Here is a 23,065-nt window from a genome sequence, read left to right on the forward strand (position 1 = left end):
GAGGTAGGCCACCATCGGGTCGTAGAAGCGCGGGTCGCGCACGTGGTCGTCCAGCGGGACCGCCACCTGGAGGGTGCCCTCCGCCTCGCCGAGGAACAGCGCGGGGTCGTTGCAGTCGGCGTAGCCCACGGCGTCCAGCCCGCGCTGCGCCGCGCAGCCCGCCCAGCCGTGGTCGGCGACGACCAGGTCCGGCAGGGGCCGGCCCTCCGCCGTCAGGCCGTCCAGGATGGCCGCCATCGGGGCCGGGGAGTGGGTGTGCCACAGGGTCGCGCCCCGCTCCAGCACCGCCACGTCCGCGAACTGCCACACCGAGCCCTCGTCGGCGACGAGCCCCGCCGGGATGCGGACGATCTCGCAGCCCGCGGCGCGCAGGGCGTCGGCCGTTGCGCGGTGGACGTCCAGGAGCCCGCCCGGGTGCCCGGTGGCGAACAGCACGCTCTGCCGGTCCAGGGCCGCCTTGTGCAGGCGGGCCGCCATCCGGTCGAGGCCCGCGACCGTCAGCTCCGGGTCGATGGTGTCCTGCCCGGCCCGGTGCGCCGGGTCGTCGACGACGCCGACGCGCTCCGCCATCACGGCCAGCACGTCCTGCTCGTCCGTCCAGCGGTCGCCGAGTTCCAGGCCCAGCCAGTAGTGCCGGTCGCCGTTGGCGAGCTTGCGGTAGTGGGAGAGGTTGTTCTCGCGCGGGGTCGCGACCTGTCCGGCGATGCGCGTGCGCACCAGGTGGTCGACGAGCTGCGCTCGGCTGGGGGTCTCTATGGGCTCTGTCGGCTTCGGCATGCGGCCCATTCTGCCGCCGCCCGGCCGGATCCGTCCGTTCCGCCAAGCCGCCCTCAAGCCCTCGGCCCGGCCCTCGGCCCGGCCCTCGCCCCGGCTGCGCCCCCGCCTCACCCCGACAGCGCCCCGAACGCCCCGTGCGCGAGCCGGCGCAGCAGCGACTCCGTCGCCTCTCGGCCGAGCGCGCCCAGGTGCGGGGTGGAGTTCAGCAGGCCGAAGACCGCGTGCACGGCGACCCGCACCTCGGCCTCCCCGACCTCGGGGTGCAGTTCCCGTACGACGGCCACCCACAGCTCGACGTACTGGCGCTGGAGCTGCCGCACCAGCTTGCGGTCCTCGTCCTTGAGCCGGTCGAGCTCCCGGTCGTGCAGGGTGATCAGCGCCCGGTCGTCCAGCGCGAAGTCGATGTGCCCCTCGACCAGGGAGGACAGCAGTGCCCGCGGGTCGGCGGCGGCCTCCTCGACCCGGCGGCGGCCGCCGGTCAGCAGGCGCTCGCTGATCCCGACGAGCAGCTCGGCGAGCATCGCGTCCTTGCCGGCGAAGTGCCGGTAGAGGCCCGGGCCGCTGATGCCGACCGCGGCGCCTATCTCGTCCACGCCCACGCCGTGGAAGCCGCGCTCCGCGAAAAGCCGAGCGGCCTCGCGGAGGATCTGCTCGCGGCGGGTCGGGGTGGCAGCTCTGGTGCTCATGGGAATCCATTCTAGACAGGGCGGTTAGCGGTCGTTAACCTTTGACCCACACGCGTTAACGGTCATTAACACAGCAGGTACCGAGCAAGGGAGCTCGACCGATGCAGCAGGCACCAGTGCTGACGAGCGCCGCGGACCCGGCGTCCGAGGCCTGGCGGACCAATGAGGCCGCCCACCGCGAGCTCGCCGAGGGCCTGCGCGCCCGGCTGGACGCGGCCCGCCTCGGCGGCGGGGAGAAGGCCCGCGCCCGCCACACCGCGCGCGGCAAGCTCCTGCCCCGCGACCGCGTGGACACCCTCCTCGACCCCGGTTCCCCCTTCCTGGAGCTGGCCCCGCTGGCCGCCGAGGGGATGTACGGGGGCGCGGCCCCGGCGGCCGGCGTGATCGCGGGCATCGGCCGGGTCAGCGGCCGCGAGTGCGTGATCGTCGCCAACGACGCCACCGTCAAGGGCGGCACGTACTACCCGATGACGGTCAAGAAGCACCTGAGGGCGCAGGAGGTGGCGCTGGAGAACCGGCTCCCCTGCCTGTACCTGGTCGACTCCGGCGGCGCCTTCCTGCCCATGCAGGACGAGGTCTTCCCCGACCGGGAGCACTTCGGCCGGATCTTCTACAACCAGGCCCGCATGTCCGGCGCCGGCATCCCGCAGATCGCGGCCGTCCTCGGCTCCTGCACGGCGGGCGGCGCGTACGTCCCGGCGATGAGCGACGAGGCCGTCATCGTCCGCGGCCAGGGCACAATCTTCCTCGGCGGCCCGCCGCTGGTGAAGGCCGCCACGGGCGAGGTGGTCACGGCCGAGGAGCTCGGTGGCGGCGAGGTGCACTCGCGCACCTCCGGCGTGACCGACCACCTCGCGGAGGACGACGCGCACGCGCTGCGGATCGTCCGCAACATCGTGGCGACCCTGCCCGAGCGCGGGGCCCTGCCCTGGTCGGTCGAGCCGGCCGAGGAGCCGAAGGTGGACCCGTTCGGCCTCTACGGCGCGGTCCCCACCGACTCCCGCACCCCCTACGACGCCCGCGAGATCATCGCCCGCGTCGTGGACGGCTCCCGCTTCCAGGAGTTCAAGGCGGAGTTCGGGCAGACCCTGGTCACCGGCTTCGCCCGGATCCACGGCCACCCGGTCGGCATCATCGCCAACAACGGCATCCTCTTCTCGGAGTCCGCGCAGAAGGGCGCCCACTTCATCGAGCTGTGCGACCAGCGCGGCATCCCGCTCCTCTTCCTCCAGAACATCTCCGGCTTCATGGTCGGCCGCGACTACGAGGCGGGCGGCATCGCCAAGCACGGCGCGAAGATGGTCACCGCCGTGGCCTGCGCCCGGGTCCCGAAGCTGACGGTCGTGGTCGGCGGCTCGTACGGCGCGGGCAACTACTCGATGTGCGGCCGGGCGTACTCGCCCCGCTTCCTGTGGATGTGGCCCAACGCCAAGATCTCCGTCATGGGCGGCGAGCAGGCCGCCTCCGTCCTGGCCACGGTCAAGCGCGACCAGATCGAGGGCGCGGGCCAGGAGTGGCCCGCCGAGGACGAGGAGGCCTTCAAGGCCCCGGTCCGCGCGCAGTACGAGGAGCAGGGCAACGCCTACTACGCCACCGCGCGGCTGTGGGACGACGGGGTCATCGACCCCCTGGAGACCCGGCAGGTGCTGGGCCTGGCCCTGACCGCGTGCGCGAACGCCCCGCTCGGCGAGCGCGGCTACGGCATCTTCCGCATGTGACCCGTGACTTGTGACTTGTGACGTGAGGACCTCACTGATGTTCAGCACTGTTCTGGTGGCGAACCGGGGCGAGATCGCCGTACGGGTCATCCGCACCCTGCGGGAGCTCGGGATCCGCTCCGTGGCCGTCTTCAGCGACGCCGACGCGGACGCGCGGCACGTACGGGAGGCCGACACGGCCGTCCGGATCGGCCCCGCGGCGGCCGCCGAGAGCTACCTCTCCGTCGAGAAGCTGCTCGACGCCGCCCGGCGCACGGGGGCCGAGGCGGTCCACCCCGGGTACGGCTTCCTCGCGGAGAACGCCGCCTTCGCGCAGGCCTGCGCGGAGGCGGGGCTGGCCTTCATCGGGCCGCCCGCCTCGGCGATCTCCCTGATGGGCGACAAGATCCGGGCCAAGGAGACCGTGAAGGCCGCCGGGGTGCCGGTGGTGCCCGGGTCCTCCGGGAGCGGGCTGTCGGACGCCGAGCTGGTCGAGGCCGCCGAGAAGATCGGCATGCCGGTGCTGCTGAAGCCCTCGGCGGGCGGCGGCGGCAAGGGCATGCGGCTGGTCCGGGACGCGGGCCTGCTCGCGGAGGAGATCGCGGCGGCCCGGCGCGAGGCGCGGTCCTCCTTCGGGGACGACACCCTGCTGGTGGAGCGGTGGGTGGACCGGCCGCGGCACATCGAGATCCAGGTGCTGGCCGACGCCCACGGCAACGTGGTGCACCTGGGCGAGCGCGAGTGCTCGCTCCAGCGGCGCCACCAGAAGGTCATCGAGGAGGCCCCCTCGGTCCTCCTCACGCCCGAGATCCGGGCCGCGATGGGCGCGGCGGCGGTCGAGGCGGCGCGTTCCTGCGGGTACGTCGGCGCGGGCACGGTGGAGTTCATCGTGCCGGGCGGGGACCCGTCCTCGTACTACTTCATGGAGATGAACACCCGCCTCCAGGTGGAGCACCCGGTCACGGAGCTGATCACGGGGCTGGACCTGGTGGAGCAGCAGCTGCGGGTGGCGTCGGGGGCGGAACTGGGCTTCGGCCAGGACGACGTCCGGCTCACCGGGCACGCCATCGAGGCCCGCGTCTGCGCGGAGGACCCGGCGCGCGGGTTCCTGCCGTCGGGCGGCACGGTGCTGGCGCTGTCCGAGCCCTCGGGCGGGGCGGTGCGGACGGACTCCGGGCTGGTGGCCGGGGTGGACACGGGGTCCACGTACGACCCGATGCTGTCGAAGGTCATCGTCCACGGCCCCGACCGCCCGACGGCCCTGCGCATGCTGCGGGCCGCCCTCGCGGACACCGTGATCCTGGGCGTCCAGACCAACGCGGGCTTCCTGCGCAGGCTGCTGGCCCACGAGCACGTGGTGTCCGGCAACCTGGACACGGGTCTGGTGGAGCGCGACCTGCCGTCCCTCCTGCCGGAGGGGGTCCCGGACGAGGTGTACGCGGCCGCGGCACTGCTGGCCCAGGCTTCCCAAACGCCGGCGAGGCCGGAAGATGCCTGGGCGGACCCGTTCTCCGCCGCCAACGGCTGGCGCCTCGGCGGCACCCCCGCCTGGACGGTCCACCACTTCCGCCTCCCGGGCCAGGACCCGATCACGGTCCGCACCCGGCAACGGGGCTCTGACCAGGAAGTCCTCCTCGACGCGCCCGCAGACGACAACGGCGCCGCACAAAATCCAGCCTCGCCTGGGGGTACCCCCGGACGGAGTCTGGGGGAGATTGAGGCGCGGGGTCTGGGGCAGAGCCCCAGCGCACCGGCCCGCGGCCGCGTCCTCGACCTCGGCCACGACACCGTGACCCTCGAACTGGACGGCGTCACGCACCGGTTCAGCCACGCCACCTCCCCGGAGGGGACCTGGCTGGGACGGGACGCCGACAGCTGGCACGTCCAGCACCACGACCCCGTCACCGCGAAGGGCGCGGCCGGCGCCGGGGCCGACACCCTGGCCGCCCCCATGCCCGGCACCGTCACCGTCGTCAAGGTGGCCGTCGGGGACAAGGTCGCGGCCGGGCAGAGCCTGCTGGTGGTCGAGGCGATGAAGATGGAGCACGTCATCTCCGCCCCGCACGCCGGCACCGTCACCGAACTCGACGTCACCCCCGGCACCACGGTGGCCATGGACCAGGTCCTGGCCGTGGTCACCCCGGACGCCGACGAGACCACCGAGGAGGCGACCGCGTGAACGGGCTCCCCATGACCGTCCCCTCGGCCACCGGCCTCCCGCCCCGGGTGCGGATCCACGAGGTCGGCGCCCGGGACGGGCTCCAGAACGAGAAGACGGCCGTCCCCACCGAGGTGAAGGCCGAGTTCGTCCACCGGCTGGCCGCCGCCGGCCTGACCACCGTCGAGGCCACCAGCTTCGTCCACCCCAAGTGGGTGCCCCAGCTCGCGGACGCCGAGCAGCTGTTCCCGCTGCTCTCCGACGTCCCCGCGGACCTCCCCGTCCTGGTGCCCAACGAGCGCGGCCTCGACCGCGCGCTCGCCCTCGGGGCCACCCGCATCGCGGTGTTCGGCTCGGCCACCGAGACCTTCGCCGCGCGCAACCTGAACCGTACGGTCGCCGAGTCCCTGGCCATGTTCGAGCCCGTCGTGGCCCGCGCCAAGGAGGCCGGGGCCCATGTGCGCGGCTACCTGTCGATGTGCTTCGGCGACCCCTGGGAGGGCGCGGTCCCCGTCCCCCAGGTGGTCCGCGTCGCCAAGGCCCTGCTGGACCTCGGCTGCGACGAGCTGAGCCTCGGCGACACGATCGGCGTCGCCACCCCCGGCCACGTCCAGGCGCTGCTCGGCGAGCTGAACGCGGCCGGGGTGGCCACCGGCCGGATCGGCGTGCACTTCCACGACACCTACGGCCAGGCCCTCTCCAACACCCTCGCCGCGCTCCAGTGCGGCGTGACCACGGTCGACGCCTCCGCCGGCGGCCTCGGCGGCTGCCCGTACGCCAAGAGCGCCACCGGGAACCTGGCCACCGAGGACCTGGTGTGGATGCTCGACGGCCTCGGCATCGAGACCGGGGTCGACCTGGCCGCCCTCACCGCCACGAGCGTGTGGATGGCCGAACGGCTGGGCCGTCCCAGCCCCTCCCGTACCGTCCGCGCCCTCTCCCACAAGGAGTAACGAAGCCATGCCCCTCGACCACCGGCTCACCCCCGAGCACGAGGAACTCCGCCGTACCGTCGAGGCGTTCGCGCACGACGTGGTGGCGCCCAAGATCGGCGACCTGTACGAGCGCCACGAGTTCCCGTACGAGATCGTCCGTGAGATGGGCCGCATGGGCCTGTTCGGCCTGCCCTTCCCGGAGGAGTACGGCGGCATGGGCGGCGACTACCTCGCCCTCGGCATCGCCCTGGAGGAGCTGGCCCGCGTCGACTCCTCGGTGGCCATCACGCTGGAGGCGGGCGTCTCGCTCGGCGCCATGCCGCTCTACCTCTTCGGTACGGAGGAGCAGAAGCGGGAGTGGCTGCCGAAGCTGTGCTCGGGTGAGGTGCTCGGCGCGTTCGGCCTGACCGAGCCCGGCGCCGGCAGCGACGCGGGCGGCACCCGCACCACGGCCGTCCGCGACGGCGACGAGTGGGTCATCAACGGCTCGAAGTGCTTCATCACCAACTCCGGTACGGACATCACCGGTCTGGTCACGGTCACCGCGGTCACCGGCCGCAAGGCGGACGGCCGCCCGGAGATCTCCTCCATCATCGTCCCGTCCGGCACCCCGGGCTTCACGGTCGCGGCCCCGTACTCCAAGGTCGGCTGGAACTCCTCCGACACCCGCGAGCTGTCCTTCGACGAGGTCCGGGTGCCGGTCGCCAACCTGGTGGGCCAGGAGGGCCGCGGCTACGCCCAGTTCCTGCGGATCCTCGACGAGGGCCGCATCGCCATCGCGGCGCTGGCCACCGGCCTGGCGCAGGGCTGCGTGGACGAGTCGGTGAAGTACGCCAAGGAGCGGCAGGCCTTCGGCAAGGCGATCGGCGACAACCAGGCCATCCAGTTCAAGCTCGCCGACATGGAGACGCGCGCCCACATGGCCCGTCTGGGCTGGCGCGACGCGGCCTCGCGGCTGGTGGCGGGCGAGCCGTTCAAGAAGGAGGCGGCGATCGCGAAGCTGTACTCCTCCACCGTCGCCGTCGACAACGCCCGCGACGCCACGCAGATCCACGGCGGCTACGGGTTCATGAACGAGTACCCGGTGGCCCGGATGTGGCGGGACTCGAAGATCCTGGAGATCGGCGAGGGCACGAGCGAGGTCCAGCGCATGCTGATCGCCCGCGAACTGGGCTTCGCCGGCTGATCCCGGCCCCGCCCCGCACCACCCCGACGAACGGCCCGCGCCCCGGCGCGGGCCGTTCGCGCGTCGTGCGCCCGTGCGCCCCCGAAAGAAGTTAGGGCCGCCTTACCGCTTTCGGCCAAGGTTAGGCTAACCTTCCCACCGAACGGCCTACCCTCAGCAGCCGCCCTGCACGCACGAAAGCGGACACCGACATGCCCAAGCCCAGCCCCACCTTCCTCTCCCGCCGCGGTCTCGTCGCGGCCGGCGGCGCCCTCGGCCTCGTCGCGGCGCTCACCGCGTGCGGCGGCGGCGACAAGGCGAAGGACGGGGCGGGCGACCAGGGCGCCTCCGCCGCGTCGGGCGCCTGGAGCTTCAAGGACGACCTGGGCAAGACGGCCTCCGCCAAGTCCACCCCGAAGAACGTCGTGGCCTACACCGGCACCGCCGCCGCGCTCTACGACTACGGCGTGCAGGTCAAGGGCGTCTTCGGCCCGACCAAGCTGGCCGACGGCAAGCCCGACCCGATGGCCGGCACGATGGACATCTCCAAGGTCGAGATCCTCGGCAACGTCTACGACGAGTTCAACGTCGAGAAGTACGCGGCCCTCAAGCCCGACCTCCTCGCCACCAACACCTGGGACGGCACGTACTGGTACGTCCCCGAGGCCTCCAAGGACAAGATCCTGAAGCTGGCCCCGGCCGCCGCCATCGGCGTCGGCGACAAGGTGTCCATGGACAAGGCCCTGGAGCGCACCGCGGACCTCGCCAAGTCCCTGGGCGCCGACCTCAACACCAAGAAGACCGCCGACGCGAAGGCCCGTTTCGACGCCGCCTCCGCCAAGGTCCGCGAGGCCGTCAAGGCCAACCCGGGCGTCAAGGTCCTCGTCGGCTCCGGCTCCGACCAGATGTTCTACGTCTCCACCGCGAAGACCTCCGCGGACCTGAAGTACTTCGAGTCCCTCGGCGTCGAGTTCGTCAACCCGGAGCAGGACAAGCTGGACCCGCAGGGCTTCTTCGAGAGCCTCAGCTGGGAGAACGCCGGCAAGTACAAGGCCGACGTCATCCTCCTCGACAACCGCACCCAGGCCCTCCAGCCCGAGGCCCTGAAGGCCAAGCCGACCTGGAACGAGCTCCCGGCGGTCAAGGCCGGCCAGGTCGCCCCGCGCGTGACCGAGCCGATCTACTCGTACGAGAAGTGCGCGCAGATCCTCGAGGACCTCGCGAAGACCATCCAGAACGCCAAGAAGCTCGGCTGACCCGGTAACCCAGGGGGGACCTCCGCATGACCGCCACCGCTTCCGACGCCGCCACCGAGACCGCCGCGGCCGCCGCGCACTTCCGGTTCTTCACCCTCGAAGTCCTGCGCACCCGCCGCCTCGGCCACTCGTTCCTGCGCGTGACCTTCGGCGGGGAGTCCCTCGCCGCGTTCCGCTCGGGGGGCTACGACCAGAGCCTGTCCCTCTTCCTCCCCGTGGGGGACCAGGAGCACACCGAACTCCCCTCCACCGACGAGGACACCTGGTTCGGCGCCTGGCGGGGGATGCCGGACGAGGTCCGCCCGGTGATGCGCTCGTACACCGTGCGCGAGCAGCGGCGGACGGAGGCGGGCGCGGACGAGGTGGACGTCGACTTCGTCCTGCACGGGGACTCGTCCCCGGCCTCCCGCTGGGCGGGCCGGGCCGTGACCGGCCGCCGGATCATGGCGATCGGCCCGGCCGTGGCGGAGAACAAATCGGTCCGCTTCCAGCGGCCGGAGGGCACCGACACGGTGCTGATGTACGCGGACGAGACCGCCCTGCCGGCGGCCGCCGCGATCCTGGACCGGCTGCCCGCCGGAACCCGGGTGCAGGCCTGGTTCGAGGTCCCGCACGAGGACGACCGCCTCGGCCTGCACACCCTCGCGGACACCGACATCACCTGGATCGTGCGCGAGAAGGGCGCGGGCGGCCCGGCGCGCACCGAAAGAGTGCTGGCCGAGCTGCGCGCGGCGCGGCTCCCCGCCGACGGCACCCCCTACGCCTGGCTCGCCGGCGAGGCCGGGACGATCAGGGCGGTACGCCGCCACCTGGTGCAGGAACGTTCCGTCGACCGGCGCGCGGTGCGGTTCACCGGCTACTGGAGGCTCGGCGCGAGCGAGGAGCAGCTGCTCGCCGAGGCGTACGCGGGCCGGGCCCCGAGCGAGGACCCGACGTCCGAGCTGTAGTCAACTCGCTTTATGTACAAGGTATTCGAGGAAGGGCCCCGGCATCAGCCGGGGCCCTTCCTCATTTGTGATCTAACTTAGGTTAGGCTAACCTAAATCCCGCACCCCACCCCCCGCTCTCCCTGCCCGGAGGAAAGTTGATGCGCTCGCATCTGCTGAACGAGACGACCGCGGACGAATACCGGCGCACCGTCACCGAGGGCGTCGACCGCGTCGCCGCCAAACTCGCGGCCACCCGGCGCCCCCACACCGGCATCTCCGTGGACGAACTCGCCCCGGTCATCGACGGCATCGACCTCGACCGCCCCCTGGGCGACGCCGCCGCCGCCCTCGACGAACTCGAGGACGTCTACCTGCGCGACGCCGTCTACTTCCACCACCCGCGCTACCTGGGCCACCTCAACTGCCCGGTCGTCATCCCCGCGGTGGTCGGCGAAGCCGTCCTGTCGGCCGTCAACTCCTCCCTCGACACCTGGGACCAGTCCATCGGCGGCACGCTCATCGAGCGCCGCCTCATCGACTGGACCGCCCGCCGCATCGGCCTGGGCGAAGGCGCGGACGGCGTCTTCACCTCGGGCGGCAGCCAGTCCAACTTCCACGCGCTGCTCCTCGCCCGCGACGAGGCCTGCCGGATCGTCATGAAGCGCGCCCTGGACGCGGGCACCGAGCTCACCAAGGCCGAACTCCTCCCCAGACTGCGCATCTTCACCTCCGAGGCCAGCCACTTCAGCGTGCAGAAGTCGGCCGCCATGCTCGGCCTCGGCTACGAGGCCGTCATAGCGGTCCCCGTCGACCGCAGCCGCCGCATGGACACCTCCGTGCTCGCCCTGGAACTGGAGGAGTGCGCCGCCGAGGGCCTCTTCCCCATGGCCGTCGTCGCCACCGCCGGCACCACCGACTTCGGGTCCATCGACCCGCTCCCCGAGATCGCCCGCCTGGCCGCCGAGCACTCCGCCTGGATGCACGTGGATGCCGCGTACGGCTGCGGACTGCTGGCCTCCCCCACCCGCCGGCACCTCCTCGACGGCATCGAGCACGCCGACTCGGTGACCGTGGACTACCACAAGTCCTTCTTCCAGCCGGTGAGTTCCAGCGCGATGCTGGTCCGCGACCGCGACACCCTCAAGCACGCCACGTACCACGCGGACTACCTCAACCCGCGCCGGATGGCCGAGGAGCGGATCCCCAACCAGGTCGACAAGTCCATCCAGACCACGCGCCGCTTCGACGCCCTCAAGCTCTGGATGACCCTGCGCATCATGGGCGCCGACGCCGTCGGCTCCCTCTTCGACGAGGTCGTCGGCCTCGCCGCGGACGGCTGGGAGATCCTCGACGCCGACCCCCGCTTCGAGGTGGTCGTCAAGCCGCAGCTCTCCACCCTGGTCTTCCGCTACGTGCCCACCGACGCCGACGCCGCCGGTCCGCGCCCCGAGCTCCTCGACGAGGCCCAGCTGCACGCCCGCAAGGCCCTGTTCGCCTCCGGCGAGGCCGTCGTCGCCGGCACGAAGGTCGACGGGAAGCAGTACCTGAAGTTCACCCTCCTCAACCCGCAGACCACCACGGCCGACATCACCGCCGTCCTCGACCTCATCGCCGCACACGCCGAGCAGTTCCTGGGAGAGTCCCTTGCCGTCCACCACTGAGCCCTACGACTTCATCGGCATCGGCCTGGGCCCCTTCAACCTGGGACTGGCCTGCCTGACCGCGCCGATCGACGAGCTGGACGGCCTGTTCATCGAGTCGAAGCCGCACTTCGAGTGGCACGCCGGGATGTTCCTCGACGGCGCCCACCTCCAGACCCCGTTCATGTCGGACCTGGTCACCCTCGCCGACCCGACCTCGCCCTTCTCCTTCCTCAACTACCTGAAGGACAGGGACCGGCTGTACTCCTTCTACATCCGCGAGAACTTCTACCCGCTGCGCGCCGAGTACAACGACTACTGCCGCTGGGCCGCCGACCGCCTCGACAACGTCCGCTACTCCACCTCCGTCACCGAGGTCACGTACGACGGGGCGGTCGGTGTGTACGAGGTGCACACCGACCGCGGCGAAACGTTCCTGGCCCGCCGCCTGGTCCTCGGCACCGGCACCCCGCCGCACGTCCCCGCCGCCTGCGAGAGGCTCGGCGGCGACTTCCTCCACAACTCCGCGTACATGGAGCACAAGGAAGCCCTCCAGCGGAAGAAGTCGATCACCCTGATCGGCTCGGGCCAGAGCGCCGCCGAGATCTACTACGACCTCCTCGCCGAGATCGACGTCCACGGCTACCAGCTCAACTGGGTGACCCGCTCCCCGCGCTTCTTCCCGCTCGAATACACCAAGCTCACCCTGGAGATGACCTCCCCGGAGTACGTGGACTACTTCCACGCCCTCCCCGAGGAGACCCGCTACCGGCTGGAGAGCGGGCAGAAGAACCTCTTCAAGGGCATCGACGGCGACCTGATCAACGCCATCTTCGACCTGCTCTACCAGAAGAAGATCACCATGCCGGGCCCGGTCCCCACCACCCTGCTCACCAACACCTCCCTCAACAGCACGGCGTACGACACCACCACGGGCACGTACACCCTGGGGCTGCGCCAGGAGGAGCAGGAGCGCGACTTCACCCTCACCACCGAGGGCCTGGTCCTCGCCACCGGCTACAAGTACCGGGTCCCCGAGTTCCTGGCCCCCGTCCGCGACCGCCTGGTCTTCGACGGCCACGGCCGCCTCGACGCCGGCCGCAACTACGCCGTCGACGTCACCGGCCGCGGGGTCTACCTCCAGAACGGCACCACCCACAACCACTCCCTCACCTCGCCCGACCTGGGCATGGCCGCGTACCGCAACGCGTACATCGTCGGAGAGCTCCTCGGCCGCGAGTACTACAAGGTCGAGAAGTCCATCGCGTTCCAGCAGTTCGCCGCCCCGGAAGGCACGCACGCATGAGCACCGCCGAAACCCTCTTCACCCGCACCGACCCCGCCCTCGGCGCCTTCTCCCTGCGGCCCCTGGACCCCTTCTCGGACGCGGAGCTGCTCCACACCTGGGTCACCCACCCCAAGGCCGCGTTCTGGATGATGCAGGACGCCACCCTCCCGGACGTCGAGCGCGAGTACGTGCGCATCACCGCGCACGAGCACCACCAGGCCTTCCTCGGCTTCCACGAGGACCGCCCGGCCTTCCTGATGGAGAGCTACGACCCGGCCCGCCTGGAGCTCGTCGGCCTGTACGACGCCCAGCCGGGCGACGTGGGCATGCACTTCCTCGTCGCCCCGACCGACACCCCGCTGTCCGGCTTCACCCGCGCCGTCATCACCACCGTCATGGCGGCCCTCTTCGCCGACCCCGCCACCGAGCGCGTCGTCGTCGAGCCGGACGTCCGCAACACCGCCGTCCACGCCCTCAACGCGGCCGTCGGCTTCGTGGCCGAAGGCCCCGTCACCAAGCCGGAGAAGGAAGCCCTCCTCAGCTTCTGCACCCGCGCCCAGTTCGAGGCGGCCACCGCCCTCACCACCGGGGTCTCGATATGAACCTCTCCGCCGACATCGCCCACCTCACCCCGGAGCTGTGGGCCCGCGCCAACCGCGCCCTGGTCCGCAAGGCCCTCGCGGAGTTCTCCCACGAACGCCTGCTGACCCCGGAGCCCCTGGGCGAGGACCGCTACCGCGTCCGGTCCGACGACGGCACGGTCGAGTACCGCTTCCGCGCGACCCGCCACGCCCTGGACCACTGGGCGGTGGACGAGGCCTCCGTCACCCGGCACCGCGAGGGCGCCGAGCTCGCCCTCGACGCCCTGGACTTCCACATAGAACTCCGGGAGGCCCTCGGCCTGAGCGCGGAGGTCCTCCCCGTCTACCTGGAGGAGATCTCCTCCACCCTGGCCGGCACCGGCTACAAGTACACCAAGCCGCAGACCTCGTCCGCGGTCCTCGCGAAGTCCTCGTTCCAGGACGTCGAGACCGGCATGACCGAGGGCCACCCCTGCTTCGTCGCCAACAACGGCCGCCTGGGCTTCGGCGTGCACGAGTACCGCGCCTACGCCCCCGAGACCGCCAACCCGGTGCACCTCGTCTGGGCGGCCGCCCACAAGGACGTCTCCACCTTCACGGCGGGCGCGGGCCTGGACCACGACACGTTCATGCGCGACGAGCTGGGCGAGGCCGCCATCGCCGGCTTCGAAGCCAAACTCACCGCCCTCGGCCTCGACCCGGCCGACTACCACTACTTCCCCGTGCACCCCTGGCAGTGGTGGAACAAGACGACGGTCACCTTCGCCGCCGAGATCGCGAGCCGGCGCCTGGTCCTCCTGGGCGAGGGCGAGGACGCCTACCTCGCCCAGCAGTCGATCCGCACGTTCTTCAACACCACCACCCCCACGAAGCACTACGTGAAGACGGCCATCTCCGTCCTCAACATGGGCTTCATGCGCGGCCTGTCGGCGGCCTACATGGAGGCCACCCCGGCCATCAACGACTGGCTGCACCAGCTGATCGAGTCGGACGAGACCCTGCGCTCCGTCGACTTCTCGATCATCCGCGAGCGCGCGGCGATCGGCTACCACCACCGCCAGTACGAGCGCGCGACGGACCGCTACTCCCCGTACCGCAAGATGCTGGCCGCCCTGTGGCGCGAGTCCCCGGTGGGCTCCCTGCGCGACGGCGAGCGGCTGGCCACGATGGCCTCGCTCCTCCACGTGGACGAGGACGGCAGGTCCTTCGTCGGCGCCCTCATCGAGGAATCGGGCCTGACCCCCGCCGCATGGCTGAAGCCGTACCTCCGGGCCTACCTCCTCCCCCTCCTGCACTGCTTCTACCAGTACGACCTCGCCTACATGCCGCACGGCGAGAACACGATCCTGGTGATCAAGGACGGGGTGGTCCAGCGGGCGATCTTCAAGGACATCGCCGAGGAGATCGTGGTCATGGACCCGGACGCGGTCCTCCCGCCGGCGGTCGAGCGGATCCGGGCCGACATCCCGGAGGACATGAAGCTGCTGTCGGTCTTCACGGACGTGTTCGACTGCTTCTTCCGCTTCCTGAACGCCATCCTCGTCACCGAGGGCATCTGCGACGAGTCCACCTTCTGGCGGGCGGTCGCGGACTGCGCCCACGACTACCAGGACTCCCTGCCCGCCCTCGCGGACCGCTTCGCCCGCTACGACCTGTTCACGCCCGAGTTCCAGCTGTCGTGCCTCAACCGCCTCCAGCTGCGCAACAACCAGCAGATGGTCGACCTCGCCGACCCGTCGGCGGCCCTCCAGCTGATCGGCACCCTCGAGAACCCCGTCGCGCCCTTCGCCCGGCGCTGACGGCCCCCCGCCGGGGCGGGCGCGACTTCGACACGGTCCCTCGAAGCCCCGCCCGCCCCGGCACCCGTCGTCTCAGTCGCTCGTCTCAGCCGCCCGAAACCTGGAGCCGGTAGTCCACGGACACGGCGAACGACCCCGACGACCCCCGGATCCCCACGGTGTGGCTCCCGGCCGCCAGCGGCCCCACCTGCGCCCAGAGCCCACAGGCCTTGGTCCGCACCCGCCCGGCGCCCTGCACGACGGGGTTCCCCTCGACGGCCGTGATCTCCACCGGCGTCGCCTCGAACCGTTCGGCCCGCACTTCCCGCCCGTCAAGGGTGGCACTCCCCCGCGCCAAGGCCATGAACGCGGCGCAGTCGGCCGATCCGCCGAAGCTGTTCACCAGGGGGAAGGCCACCGGCACCCCCGCCGGCACCGCGCACGTGCGCTGCACGCTCCCCCCGAAGGTCCCGGCCAGGAACCACACCCCGTCCTTCTGCCCCTTGGCGCAGAGGTGCCCGTCCGGATCGGACACGGGGTTCGCGTCGGCACCACTCGACGCCGCCCAGCTCCACCAACGCCCCTGCAGCTCGGCCGCCCCCATCCGCCCGGCGGGCGCGCCGGAGGCCGACGCCGACGGCGCGGCCACCCGCGCACACCCGCTCACCAGCAGGGACACACCGACCAGCAGGGCTATGGATCTTCCGGATTGCATGGCCGAAGCGTACGCCGTGCGCCCCCGCCCGCGTCAGCGGTAGCGGATCACCCGGACGCCGGCCTCCCCGAGGCCGTCCAGGGCGGTGAACTCGGCGGCGGAGCCGTCCACGAGGCCCACGAAGCCGGCCTCGGACCGCAGCCCCGTCAGCAGCAGGCCCGTGGTCTCCCGGCCCCGCCCGTCCAAGCGGCGGACCCACACCAGGGCGCGGCCGCCGGGCGGCAGCGCGGCGATCGCCTGCACGCCGTCCCGGACGGTCGGGAACTCGGACACCTGCAGGACGGGCCCCAGCTGGGCCATCGTCCCGGCGAACCAGTCGGCCGCCCCCGGCGCGGGCGTGGGACCGGCCGGCTCTCCCCGGTCCCAGCGGGCGAGGAAGCCCCACGGGTCGGAGTTGGGCAGCAGGAACGGGTCCTCGGCCCCCTTCGGGACCACGACGGCGGCGTCGAGCATCGAGTGCCGCCAGTCCCCGGTCCGCAGCGCGGCCGTGCTCTGGCAGGCGAACAGCCACCCCCGGGCCGTCTCGTCCGCCGGGTCCGGCGCCACCAGCTCCACCGGCTCGCCGTACGTCCGCCGCAGCCACTCCTCCGCCTTGGCCCGGGCCGCCCCGAAGTCCCCGGCGGACGGCCGCGCCCCGGGCCGGAACCGCGCGAAGACCAGCTCCAGCACCCCGACGGTGTCCAGCCGCGCCAGCCCGCCGGTCATCCCGTCCAGGAAGGCCACGCCGCCGTCGCCGTGGTGCGCGTACACCAGGTGCCCGCTGACCTCGGTCCCGCCGATCGCCCGCCGCACCCACACCACGCCCTGGGTCCCCGGCCCCGTCTCCTGGGCCCGCCGGACCACCTCGTCCCAGCTCGCGCACCGCACCTCCTCGGCCCCGGGGAAGTACCGCCGCAGCAACAGCTCCCACCACCCGGGCGCCTCGTGCGCGGGCTGCCACGGCAACGGCGACGAGGGCGCCCCGGCGATCATCCCGGCGACGGTGACGACACACCCCCGAGAATTGAGCCGCCGCGCCTGCGCTTCAGGGTCTCTCTTGGCAGGAGTCCTCGTATAGGCGGCCACATCCCCCCATGGATCGTCGGAAGCGGGGTGGAAAGGCTGTGCCGGAGATTTGGGTACGACGACCGACGCCGCGAGCATCGGCGTTCGCGGATATCCCGGCTGCGCGATGGTCCTGCACGCGAACAGCCACGTACCGGCGTCCTCGGCTACCGGTTCGATGCTCACGAGCTCGACGAGCCCACGGTACGTGTCGAGAAGCCACTGCAGTGCCCTCTGCCACGGCACGGCCTTCACCGTCTTCGCCGTGCCGGCCGCCTCCCAGCCGCCGTGGCGGACATGGGCGAGGTACTCGTCCAGCGGCAAGTGGGTCGGAGGGAACTGGACCTCCGACCCGTCCTTGGGCACCAGAACCACGTTCGCCAGGAACCCCACCCACGAATCACCCTTGTCGATGCCCTCCTGGGTGTCGACCCTGACGATCCAGGCCACCTCGTGCTCCCGGCTGAGCTCCGGTCGCATCACCGGTGTCCACGACTCGGCCGCGTATGCCCGCTCGACAAAAGGCCTGGCCGCTTCGACGGCCTCGTTCAACGTGAGCATTTCTGATTCCTGACGGCGCTATTTGTAGGGGACATGAGCAATTTCGCTGATGTTCTGTGTTTCGAGCTTGGCCAGGGTGCCGGACTGCCCGTCCAAGAAGACGACCCCATGAGGGGTGTTCACGGCATTGAAGACATGCCCCGCCATTCCATGACGAGAGATGGCGACCACGCTGCGTGAGCCCTCTCCCCGCGCCTCCAGGTCCTTGATGATGTCGTCGTAACTGCTGACGACCTTCTTCGCGCTCGGTTCCACCCCGAGCTCCTTGTACGGTATGTCACCTGCCTGGGTCTTAGGAGCGGCGGAGACTTCCACTCCGTCCAACCGCCGGTCGACGGTCACGACGTTATGGGTACAGTTGTACCGATAGCCCGGCTGGCCCGTCTGGTTCATGTCGTTCAGCCACGGGTACTCCTCGTCGATGAACTTCTGGGCGTCCTCAACGTCCACCGAGTCGGCATGAATAGCCCTCCGCTTCGTCACCCCCTCCGTCGGCTTCGCCAGATGCGACCACGCGGACGGCTTGGCGGCCGCGGCTTCTTCCGCCACCCGGACGCCCGCCTTGGCCTCGCCCATGCCCTTCGTTCCGAGGAGCTCCGGGACCAGGCGGCCGAAGCCTTCGCTCGGGTCGTCCTTGAAGGGTTCCAGGAGGGCGCCCGGGACGCGTTCCGGGTGGGCGGCCGTGGAGATCAGGCCCGCCAGGGTCATGTTGACGTGCTGCGCGTACTCGGCCGGGTGCGTCACGTTGTAGGCGTCGTAGGGGTTCAGGCCGCGGGCGAAGTTCAGCGTGCCCGCCGTGCCCTTCAGTACGCCGCCCATGAAGTGGTTGAGCTCCACCGCCTGCCCGGCTTCGTAGTCGACGAAGGTGCCCCACGCCCGGTCGGACGCCGACGGCATGGCCGGAGCCTTCTCCATGGCGGCGGTGACGGCCTGCTGCGCCGTGGCCCCGGCGTCGTCGCGCTGCCGGCGGGCCTCCGTGAGGATCTCCTGCGCACGGACGCGCGCCGCCTCGCCCGGATCCTCCCCGGGTGTCGGGCAGGCACCGGGGTCGTGGCCGGCCCGGACGGCCGCCGTGTAGGCGTCGGCCTTGGCCTGGTACGCCTGCGCCCATTCCTTCCTCGCCTTCACCCCCTGCTCGTACAGCTCGACCGCCTGCCCGGCCTGCTCCTGCGCCCAGTGCACGGTCTCCCCGTAGTACCTGAGGGCGTCGGCCGCGGCCTTGCAGGCGTCGGACGCGTGGAGCCAGTCGGCCGGGTGCATCGCGAACTTCACGCGGAACGCGTCCGCCGCGACCCCCTTCCAGTGGCCGGAGTCCAGCGCCCTCATGCCCTGGCCGACCCGGTCGAAGGCCGCCTGGAACCTCAGGAGGTGGGCGACCGAATCCTGGATCGCCGCCGGCTTGCCGTGGACGAGCTCGTTCGCCTGCCGGGTCTGGCCGAGCTGCTGCTCGCCCACCGTCGCGCCCAGGTCGGAGGCGACGTCGTCACCCCAGTCGTCGACCTTGTCCGCCCAGTCGTGCGCCCCCACCGTGTCCAGGACGTCGCCGACCCCGTGAGCGGCCTTGCCCACCCCCTCGCCGACGGCCTTCTTGGTGGCGTCCCAGCCGTCCTCCACCTTCTCCAAGCCCCGGTCGACCAGCCCGCCCCAGTCCGGCATCAGCGCTCACCGCCCTTGCCGGATTCGGGCGCGGGCCCGACCCAGCCGTCCACGAACCCGTCCACCTCGTCCCGCAGGCCGGCGGCGTCGACGAGCTGGTTGGGCAGCAGGGTCTTGGAGCTGTTCACGTCCCGCACCGTCCCCTTCCAGGCCTCCTCGATGTTCTTGTCGGCCTGCGCGAAGGAGCCCGGGCTGTAGTCCGCGTCCCGGACCTGTGTGTAGGGGTTGTCGGCGAGCACGTCCCCCCAGCCCTTCTTCGTGATGTCGTCCTCGGAGGCGTACGGGTTGCCCATGACCGAGTTGGCCAGCACCTTGAACCCTCCCTGGACGTACTGGTCCTGCTCGTGCATCAGACCGGCCGACAGGCCCACCTTCGCGGCGAAGTCGTTGCCCTGCTGGACCAGCGAGCGCACGCCCCACTCCCAGCGTTCGCAGAACGACCCGAACGCCGACGTCAGCCCCTCGTGCCCGGTCTCCATGCCGGACAGGGACAGGTCCGAGAAGCCCCGGCCCATGCCGGCCGTGCCCACCATCCCGAGTTCCCTGAGCTCGGCCAGGGTCTTCGTGATCCCTTCGGCGATCTCCCCCAGCGCCTGCTTCGAGACGTCGAGGTCGGGCCCGTCCCCGCTCACGCCGCCACCTCCCCGTCGAGCGCGGCCGCGTCGGGCACGATCCCGCGCAGCGGCGGGAACACGGCCCCGCCGGGCCCGGCCGCGTCCAGGGCCACCCCGCAGGGGAAGCCGAGCGCCGGGACGACCTCGTCCAGCAGCCGCGCACCGATCACCCGCCGGAACACCCACTCCCGCGCCGCCTCACCCCGCGCCTCGGCGAACCGGGCCAGCGTCCCCTCCTCCGAGAACGCGCAGATCCAGTCCAGTCCCCCGAACCCGACGGTCCACAGCCCGCCCCGCGCGTCCAGCGGCACCAGCACCACCCGGCGCCGGAACGCGGCCAGACGCTCCTCGGCGGCTTCCCGGACCTCGTCCGACGGATCCGCCGCGACGACGGGGGCGGCGGCAGGCGGGGGCGCAGTCACGTCGACCCCTGTGGCCGGCCGCTCGGCCGCCGCCGCGCGCAACTGAGCCCACTCCTCGTCAAACCCCATCCGTATCCCCCGTTTTGGCGTGCGCCGACCGAGCCGTCAGCCGGACAGATCGTCGCACGGAGGCGGGGCGCCGCCCCCCGGGGCGGGACCGGTTACGGCCACGGCACCTCGGGGGCGCGGTAGTAGGTGATGTCCTGGGCGTCCAGGCGGGGGCCCTGGGCGGCGAGGCGTTGGCGGTGGGACGGCCAGTTCAGGGCGGCCGGTGGGGACCAGGCGAGTTCCGCCAGGCTGAGGAGGCGGGGGAAGGCCATCAGTTCCCAGTCGGTGCGGGTGGCGATGGTCTCCGTCCAGAGCGGGGCCTCCACGCCCAGGACCGCCGATTCGGGGACGTCGGGGAGGTAGGAGCCCGGGTTCCAGGCGTAGGCGCGCTGGGCGGGGACGTATCCGGCCCACGCCAGGCCGGGGCCGGTCCGCTGGTCGTACTTCATGTCGAGGTAGGCGTGGTCCGCCGGGGAGAGCACCACGCGGTGGCCCGCCCTGGCGGCCGCGGCCACCGCCGCCTTCTCCGCGGCCGGGGTCCGGTCGTGGCCCCAGTACTGGAGGACCGCGCCCGGTGCCGGGCGGGCCGAGGCGAGCTGGTGCCAGGCCATCACCGTCTTGCCGTGCCGGGCCACCGCCGCCTGGGCGCGGTCCATGAAGGCCGCGTAGTCGGCCGCCGGGGTGGAGTGGGCCTCGTCGCCGCCGATGTGGAGGTAGGGGCCGGGGGTGAGGGCGGCGAGTTCGCCGAGGACGTCGTCGACGAACTCGTACGTGCGCTCCTTGGACACGCACAGGGAGCTGAAGCCGACCTTGACCCCGGTGTAGCGGGCGGGGGCCTTGCCGTCGCAGGTCAGCTCGCCGTAGGCGGCCTGGGCGGCGTTGACGTGGCCCGGCATGTCGATCTCCGGGACGAGGGTGACGTAGCGGTCCGCCGCGTAGGCGACCAGTTCGCGGTAGTCGTCCTTGGACCAGGAGCCGCCGGGTCCGCCGCCGACCTCGCTCGCGCCTCCGTACTCGGCGAGCCGGGGCCAGGAGTCGACGGCGATCCGCCAGCCCTGGTCGTCGGTGAGGTGCACGTGCAGGGTGTTGATCTTGTACTGGGCGAGCTGGTCGACGTACCGCTCCACCTGCTCGACCGGGAAGTGGTGCCGGGCGACGTCGATCATGGCGCCGCGGTAGGCGAAGCGCGGGGTGTCCGTCACCGTGCCGCCCGGGACCGTCCCCGCGCCCTTCACCGGCAGCAGCTGGCGCAGCGTCTGGCCCGCGTGGAAGAGGCCGGCCGGGGTGCGGGCGGTGAGGGTGACGCCGGTGGCCGTGGTGCGGAGCCGGTAGCCCTCCTCCCCCAGGTCCGCCGCGCCGGAGTCCAGCCGCAGCCGCACCCCGTCGCCGCCGTCGCCGCCGTCCGGCCCGCCCGAGCCGTCCACCACCGGCAGCGGCAGCCCGGTCGGCCCGCGCAACTGCTCCGCGAGGAGCTCGCCGACCCGCCGGACCTCCTCGGGAGCGCCCGGCCCTCCCGCCCGTACGACCGTGCCCGCCCCGAAGGCGTAGCCGGGCCCCTCGGCCCGTACGGACGACGGCGCCGGCAGGAGCCGCTCGTACGGGGTGAGGACGACGGCGGCGGCCGGTTTCGCGTCGTCCCCGTGCGCGGCGGTGCAGGCGGAGGCGGCGGAGACGGCGGCCAGGGCCACGAGGGTGCCGAGCGTGCGGCGCAGGACTCTCATGCGCCCAGGTATAGGCCAAACGGTCTCCTGCCGGACCCCGTGGACCCGGTGGAAGAATGCCCGGATGGCGGAAATCATCCAGAAGGACGGTACTTGGACCTTCGACGGGGACGCGGTGCGCATCGTGCCGGGCCGCGACAAGGGGGTGGGGCTGCTGCGGCAGCAGCTCGGCGAGGTGGTCGTGCCGCTGCGGGCGATCGGGGGGATCAGTTACGAGCCGGGCCGCAAGTCGGGCCGGCTCCGGCTGCGCCTGCGGGACGGCGCGGACCCGCTGCTCCAGGTGACGGGCGGGCGGCTGCCGGAGTCCTCGGACCCGTACCGGCTGGGCGTGGAGCCGGACCGGACCGGGGTGGCGGAGTACTTCGTGGACGAGGTACGGAGCGCCCTGCTGCTGGAGCAGGTGGATCCCGGCCCCTCGGACGCCTATCTGCTGCCGGGCCCGGCGGTGCCGATCTCGGTCGGCGCGGGCGACGGGACGGCCGCCTTCGACGGCGACCGGGTGGTGCTGGACTGGAACTGGACCACCGAGGAGGCGAAGGCCTCGGGCGGGAAGCGCGAGTTCCGGGTCGCGGACGTGCGGACGGTGGAGTGGGCGCCGTCGAAGGGGCTGGAGAACGGCTGGCTCCGGTTCACCCTCACGGGCGCCCCGCCGGCCGCCGCCCCCAAGTACGACCCGTACACGGTGGAACTCTTCGGCTTCAAGAAGGACCCGCTGATGGCCCTGGTCGCCGCGGCCGTGACGGTGCGGATGCCCCATCCGGCGGCCCCCGCCCCGCAGGCCCCGGCCGCGCAGGCCACCGCCCCCGTCCCCCTGGCGCAGGCGGCCGCCGCCCTGGCGGGCGAGCCCGCGGACCACGACACGCTGCTGCGGCGCCTGCGCGAGCTGGGCGAACTGCACCGGAGCGGGGTCCTCACCACGGAGGAGTTCACCGCGGCGAAGGCCGCCATTCTGGGCGGTTTCTAACCCAAGGAGGCCGGAATCACCCATTCCCTGGTCCAGACCAGCATGATCCTGCCCGATTCCGGGCAGGATTTTTGCGTTCCACCCCTTGGACCGTCAATATCTACTGGTGCTCGACCGCCGACCGTCCCATGACGAACTCGTCGACCACCTGGTTCGCACCACCGCGCTGCAGCGCGGCGAGGCCGCCCGGGTGGTGCTCGACGTGCTCGCGTACTTCGACGAGACGACCGAGGAGTTCGTCCGTCGCCGCCACCGCGAGCTGCAGTCCGGCGGATCGGTCAACGCGGAGATCTTCGAGCGGATCGCGGCGGAACTGCCGCACCGCGCGGTGGCGCCCCCGGAGCTCTCGCTCCGGCAGCTGCGCCGCATCGTCTACGGCTGAGACGCCGCATCGTCTCCGGGCACGGACACCGAACTTCAGGAGGGGCAA

At 72.0% G+C, this 23,065-nt stretch carries 20 protein-coding genes; 12 read left to right on the forward strand and 8 right to left on the reverse strand.

Annotated features, from left to right (window positions below):
* Both ACFVXK_RS09480 and ACFVXK_RS09485 read right to left on the reverse strand, forming a co-directional pair.
* Positions 1-756, reverse strand: a 756-nt coding sequence (locus tag ACFVXK_RS09480; protein ID WP_389610973.1) for a phosphatase, incomplete at its 3' end; no start/stop codon positions are given.
* 128 nt (positions 757-884) lie between these two features.
* Positions 885-1,463, reverse strand: a complete 579-nt coding sequence (locus ACFVXK_RS09485; protein WP_389610928.1) for a TetR/AcrR family transcriptional regulator — start codon at positions 1,461-1,463, stop codon at positions 885-887.
* A 101-nt stretch (positions 1,464-1,564) separates the two neighbouring features.
* Between ACFVXK_RS09485 and ACFVXK_RS09490 the strand changes: the two genes are divergently transcribed.
* The 10 genes from ACFVXK_RS09490 to ACFVXK_RS09535 all read left to right on the forward strand — a co-directional run bounded on the left by ACFVXK_RS09490 (position 1,565) and on the right by ACFVXK_RS09535 (position 14,911).
* Positions 1,565-3,181, forward strand: a complete 1,617-nt coding sequence (locus ACFVXK_RS09490; RefSeq protein WP_389610929.1) for a carboxyl transferase domain-containing protein — start codon at positions 1,565-1,567, stop codon at positions 3,179-3,181.
* A gap of 37 nt (positions 3,182-3,218) precedes the next feature.
* Positions 3,219-5,339, forward strand: a complete 2,121-nt coding sequence (locus ACFVXK_RS09495) for an acetyl/propionyl/methylcrotonyl-CoA carboxylase subunit alpha (protein WP_389610930.1) — start codon at positions 3,219-3,221, stop codon at positions 5,337-5,339.
* Between the two features lie 11 nt (positions 5,340-5,350).
* Positions 5,351-6,271, forward strand: coding sequence for a hydroxymethylglutaryl-CoA lyase (locus ACFVXK_RS09500; RefSeq protein WP_389610974.1), 921 nt, complete (start codon positions 5,351-5,353; stop codon positions 6,269-6,271).
* 7 nt (positions 6,272-6,278) lie between these two features.
* Complete coding sequence (locus tag ACFVXK_RS09505; RefSeq protein ID WP_079427122.1) at positions 6,279-7,439, forward strand: acyl-CoA dehydrogenase family protein; 1,161 nt, start codon at positions 6,279-6,281, stop codon at positions 7,437-7,439.
* Between the two features lie 191 nt (positions 7,440-7,630).
* Positions 7,631-8,674, forward strand: a complete 1,044-nt coding sequence (locus tag ACFVXK_RS09510; protein ID WP_389610931.1) for an ABC transporter substrate-binding protein — start codon at positions 7,631-7,633, stop codon at positions 8,672-8,674.
* A gap of 26 nt (positions 8,675-8,700) precedes the next feature.
* Complete coding sequence (locus ACFVXK_RS09515) at positions 8,701-9,621, forward strand: siderophore-interacting protein (protein ID WP_389610932.1); 921 nt, start codon at positions 8,701-8,703, stop codon at positions 9,619-9,621.
* 140 nt (positions 9,622-9,761) lie between these two features.
* Positions 9,762-11,264: a pyridoxal phosphate-dependent decarboxylase family protein gene (locus tag ACFVXK_RS09520; RefSeq protein ID WP_389610933.1), complete on the forward strand. Its 1,503-nt coding sequence runs from the start codon at positions 9,762-9,764 to the stop codon at positions 11,262-11,264.
* The gene (locus tag ACFVXK_RS09525) at positions 11,248-12,549 is read left to right on the forward strand and encodes a lysine N(6)-hydroxylase/L-ornithine N(5)-oxygenase family protein (RefSeq protein WP_389610934.1); all 1,302 of its coding nucleotides are present in this window, start codon (positions 11,248-11,250) and stop codon (positions 12,547-12,549) included. Before ACFVXK_RS09520 ends, ACFVXK_RS09525 begins: the two co-directional genes overlap by 17 nt.
* Positions 12,546-13,133: a GNAT family N-acetyltransferase gene (locus ACFVXK_RS09530; protein WP_389610935.1), complete on the forward strand. Its 588-nt coding sequence runs from the start codon at positions 12,546-12,548 to the stop codon at positions 13,131-13,133. Before ACFVXK_RS09525 ends, ACFVXK_RS09530 begins: the two co-directional genes overlap by 4 nt.
* Complete coding sequence (locus ACFVXK_RS09535) at positions 13,130-14,911, forward strand: IucA/IucC family protein (RefSeq protein WP_389610936.1); 1,782 nt, start codon at positions 13,130-13,132, stop codon at positions 14,909-14,911. The genes ACFVXK_RS09530 and ACFVXK_RS09535 overlap by 4 nt, the downstream gene beginning before the upstream one ends.
* A gap of 85 nt (positions 14,912-14,996) precedes the next feature.
* Here ACFVXK_RS09535 and ACFVXK_RS09540 read toward each other — a convergent pair whose 3' ends face one another.
* The 6 genes from ACFVXK_RS09540 to ACFVXK_RS09565 all read right to left on the reverse strand — a co-directional run bounded on the left by ACFVXK_RS09540 (position 14,997) and on the right by ACFVXK_RS09565 (position 21,671).
* Entirely contained in the window at positions 14,997-15,605 is a 609-nt protein-coding gene (locus ACFVXK_RS09540) for a signal protein (protein ID WP_389610937.1), read from the reverse strand.
* A 33-nt stretch (positions 15,606-15,638) separates the two neighbouring features.
* Positions 15,639-17,210: a YrhB domain-containing protein gene (locus ACFVXK_RS09545; RefSeq protein WP_389610938.1), complete on the reverse strand. Its 1,572-nt coding sequence runs from the start codon at positions 17,208-17,210 to the stop codon at positions 15,639-15,641.
* A gap of 18 nt (positions 17,211-17,228) precedes the next feature.
* Positions 17,229-18,866 (reverse strand): putative T7SS-secreted protein, encoded by a 1,638-nt coding sequence (locus ACFVXK_RS09550; protein WP_389610939.1) that lies wholly within the window; start codon positions 18,864-18,866, stop codon positions 17,229-17,231.
* A complete protein-coding gene (locus ACFVXK_RS09555) occupies positions 18,866-19,498 on the reverse strand; it encodes a hypothetical protein (protein ID WP_389610940.1) in 633 nt (210 codons plus the stop codon). The genes ACFVXK_RS09550 and ACFVXK_RS09555 overlap by 1 nt, the downstream gene beginning before the upstream one ends.
* Positions 19,495-19,902 carry an SseB family protein gene (locus ACFVXK_RS09560; protein WP_389610941.1) on the reverse strand — a complete coding sequence of 136 codons (408 nt, stop codon included), beginning with the start codon at positions 19,900-19,902 and terminating at the stop codon, positions 19,495-19,497. Before ACFVXK_RS09560 ends, ACFVXK_RS09555 begins: the two co-directional genes overlap by 4 nt.
* A 161-nt stretch (positions 19,903-20,063) precedes the next feature.
* On the reverse strand, positions 20,064-21,671 hold the full coding sequence (locus ACFVXK_RS09565; RefSeq protein WP_389610942.1) for a beta-N-acetylhexosaminidase: 1,608 nt from the start codon (positions 21,669-21,671) through the stop codon (positions 20,064-20,066).
* 64 nt (positions 21,672-21,735) lie between these two features.
* On the opposite strand from ACFVXK_RS09565, the gene ACFVXK_RS09570 reads away from it, so the two are divergent.
* Both ACFVXK_RS09570 and ACFVXK_RS09575 read left to right on the forward strand, forming a co-directional pair.
* Entirely contained in the window at positions 21,736-22,635 is a 900-nt protein-coding gene (locus tag ACFVXK_RS09570) for a DUF4429 domain-containing protein (protein ID WP_389610943.1), read from the forward strand.
* A gap of 106 nt (positions 22,636-22,741) precedes the next feature.
* Positions 22,742-23,017: a hypothetical protein gene (locus ACFVXK_RS09575; protein ID WP_351885284.1), complete on the forward strand. Its 276-nt coding sequence runs from the start codon at positions 22,742-22,744 to the stop codon at positions 23,015-23,017.
* Positions 23,018-23,065 lie beyond the last annotated feature (48 nt).

Source organism: Streptomyces sp. NPDC058157 (assembly GCF_042884105.1).
Classification (GTDB): domain Bacteria; phylum Actinomycetota; class Actinomycetes; order Streptomycetales; family Streptomycetaceae; genus Streptomyces.

Coding starts and splice junctions, on each gene's coding strand:
- ACFVXK_RS09485 (WP_389610928.1), bottom strand. CDS start 1,463: ATGAGCACCAGAGCTGCCACCCCGACCCGCCGCGAGCAGATCCTCCGC.
- ACFVXK_RS09490 (WP_389610929.1), top strand. CDS start 1,565: ATGCAGCAGGCACCAGTGCTGACGAGCGCCGCGGACCCGGCGTCCGAG.
- ACFVXK_RS09495 (WP_389610930.1), top strand. CDS start 3,219: ATGTTCAGCACTGTTCTGGTGGCGAACCGGGGCGAGATCGCCGTACGG.
- ACFVXK_RS09500 (WP_389610974.1), top strand. CDS start 5,351: ATGACCGTCCCCTCGGCCACCGGCCTCCCGCCCCGGGTGCGGATCCAC.
- ACFVXK_RS09505 (WP_079427122.1), top strand. CDS start 6,279: ATGCCCCTCGACCACCGGCTCACCCCCGAGCACGAGGAACTCCGCCGT.
- ACFVXK_RS09510 (WP_389610931.1), top strand. CDS start 7,631: ATGCCCAAGCCCAGCCCCACCTTCCTCTCCCGCCGCGGTCTCGTCGCG.
- ACFVXK_RS09515 (WP_389610932.1), top strand. CDS start 8,701: ATGACCGCCACCGCTTCCGACGCCGCCACCGAGACCGCCGCGGCCGCC.
- ACFVXK_RS09520 (WP_389610933.1), top strand. CDS start 9,762: ATGCGCTCGCATCTGCTGAACGAGACGACCGCGGACGAATACCGGCGC.
- ACFVXK_RS09530 (WP_389610935.1), top strand. CDS start 12,546: ATGAGCACCGCCGAAACCCTCTTCACCCGCACCGACCCCGCCCTCGGC.
- ACFVXK_RS09535 (WP_389610936.1), top strand. CDS start 13,130: ATGAACCTCTCCGCCGACATCGCCCACCTCACCCCGGAGCTGTGGGCC.
- ACFVXK_RS09540 (WP_389610937.1), bottom strand. CDS start 15,605: ATGCAATCCGGAAGATCCATAGCCCTGCTGGTCGGTGTGTCCCTGCTG.
- ACFVXK_RS09545 (WP_389610938.1), bottom strand. CDS start 17,210: ATGCTCACGTTGAACGAGGCCGTCGAAGCGGCCAGGCCTTTTGTCGAG.
- ACFVXK_RS09550 (WP_389610939.1), bottom strand. CDS start 18,866: ATGCCGGACTGGGGCGGGCTGGTCGACCGGGGCTTGGAGAAGGTGGAG.
- ACFVXK_RS09565 (WP_389610942.1), bottom strand. CDS start 21,671: ATGAGAGTCCTGCGCCGCACGCTCGGCACCCTCGTGGCCCTGGCCGCC.
- ACFVXK_RS09570 (WP_389610943.1), top strand. CDS start 21,736: ATGGCGGAAATCATCCAGAAGGACGGTACTTGGACCTTCGACGGGGAC.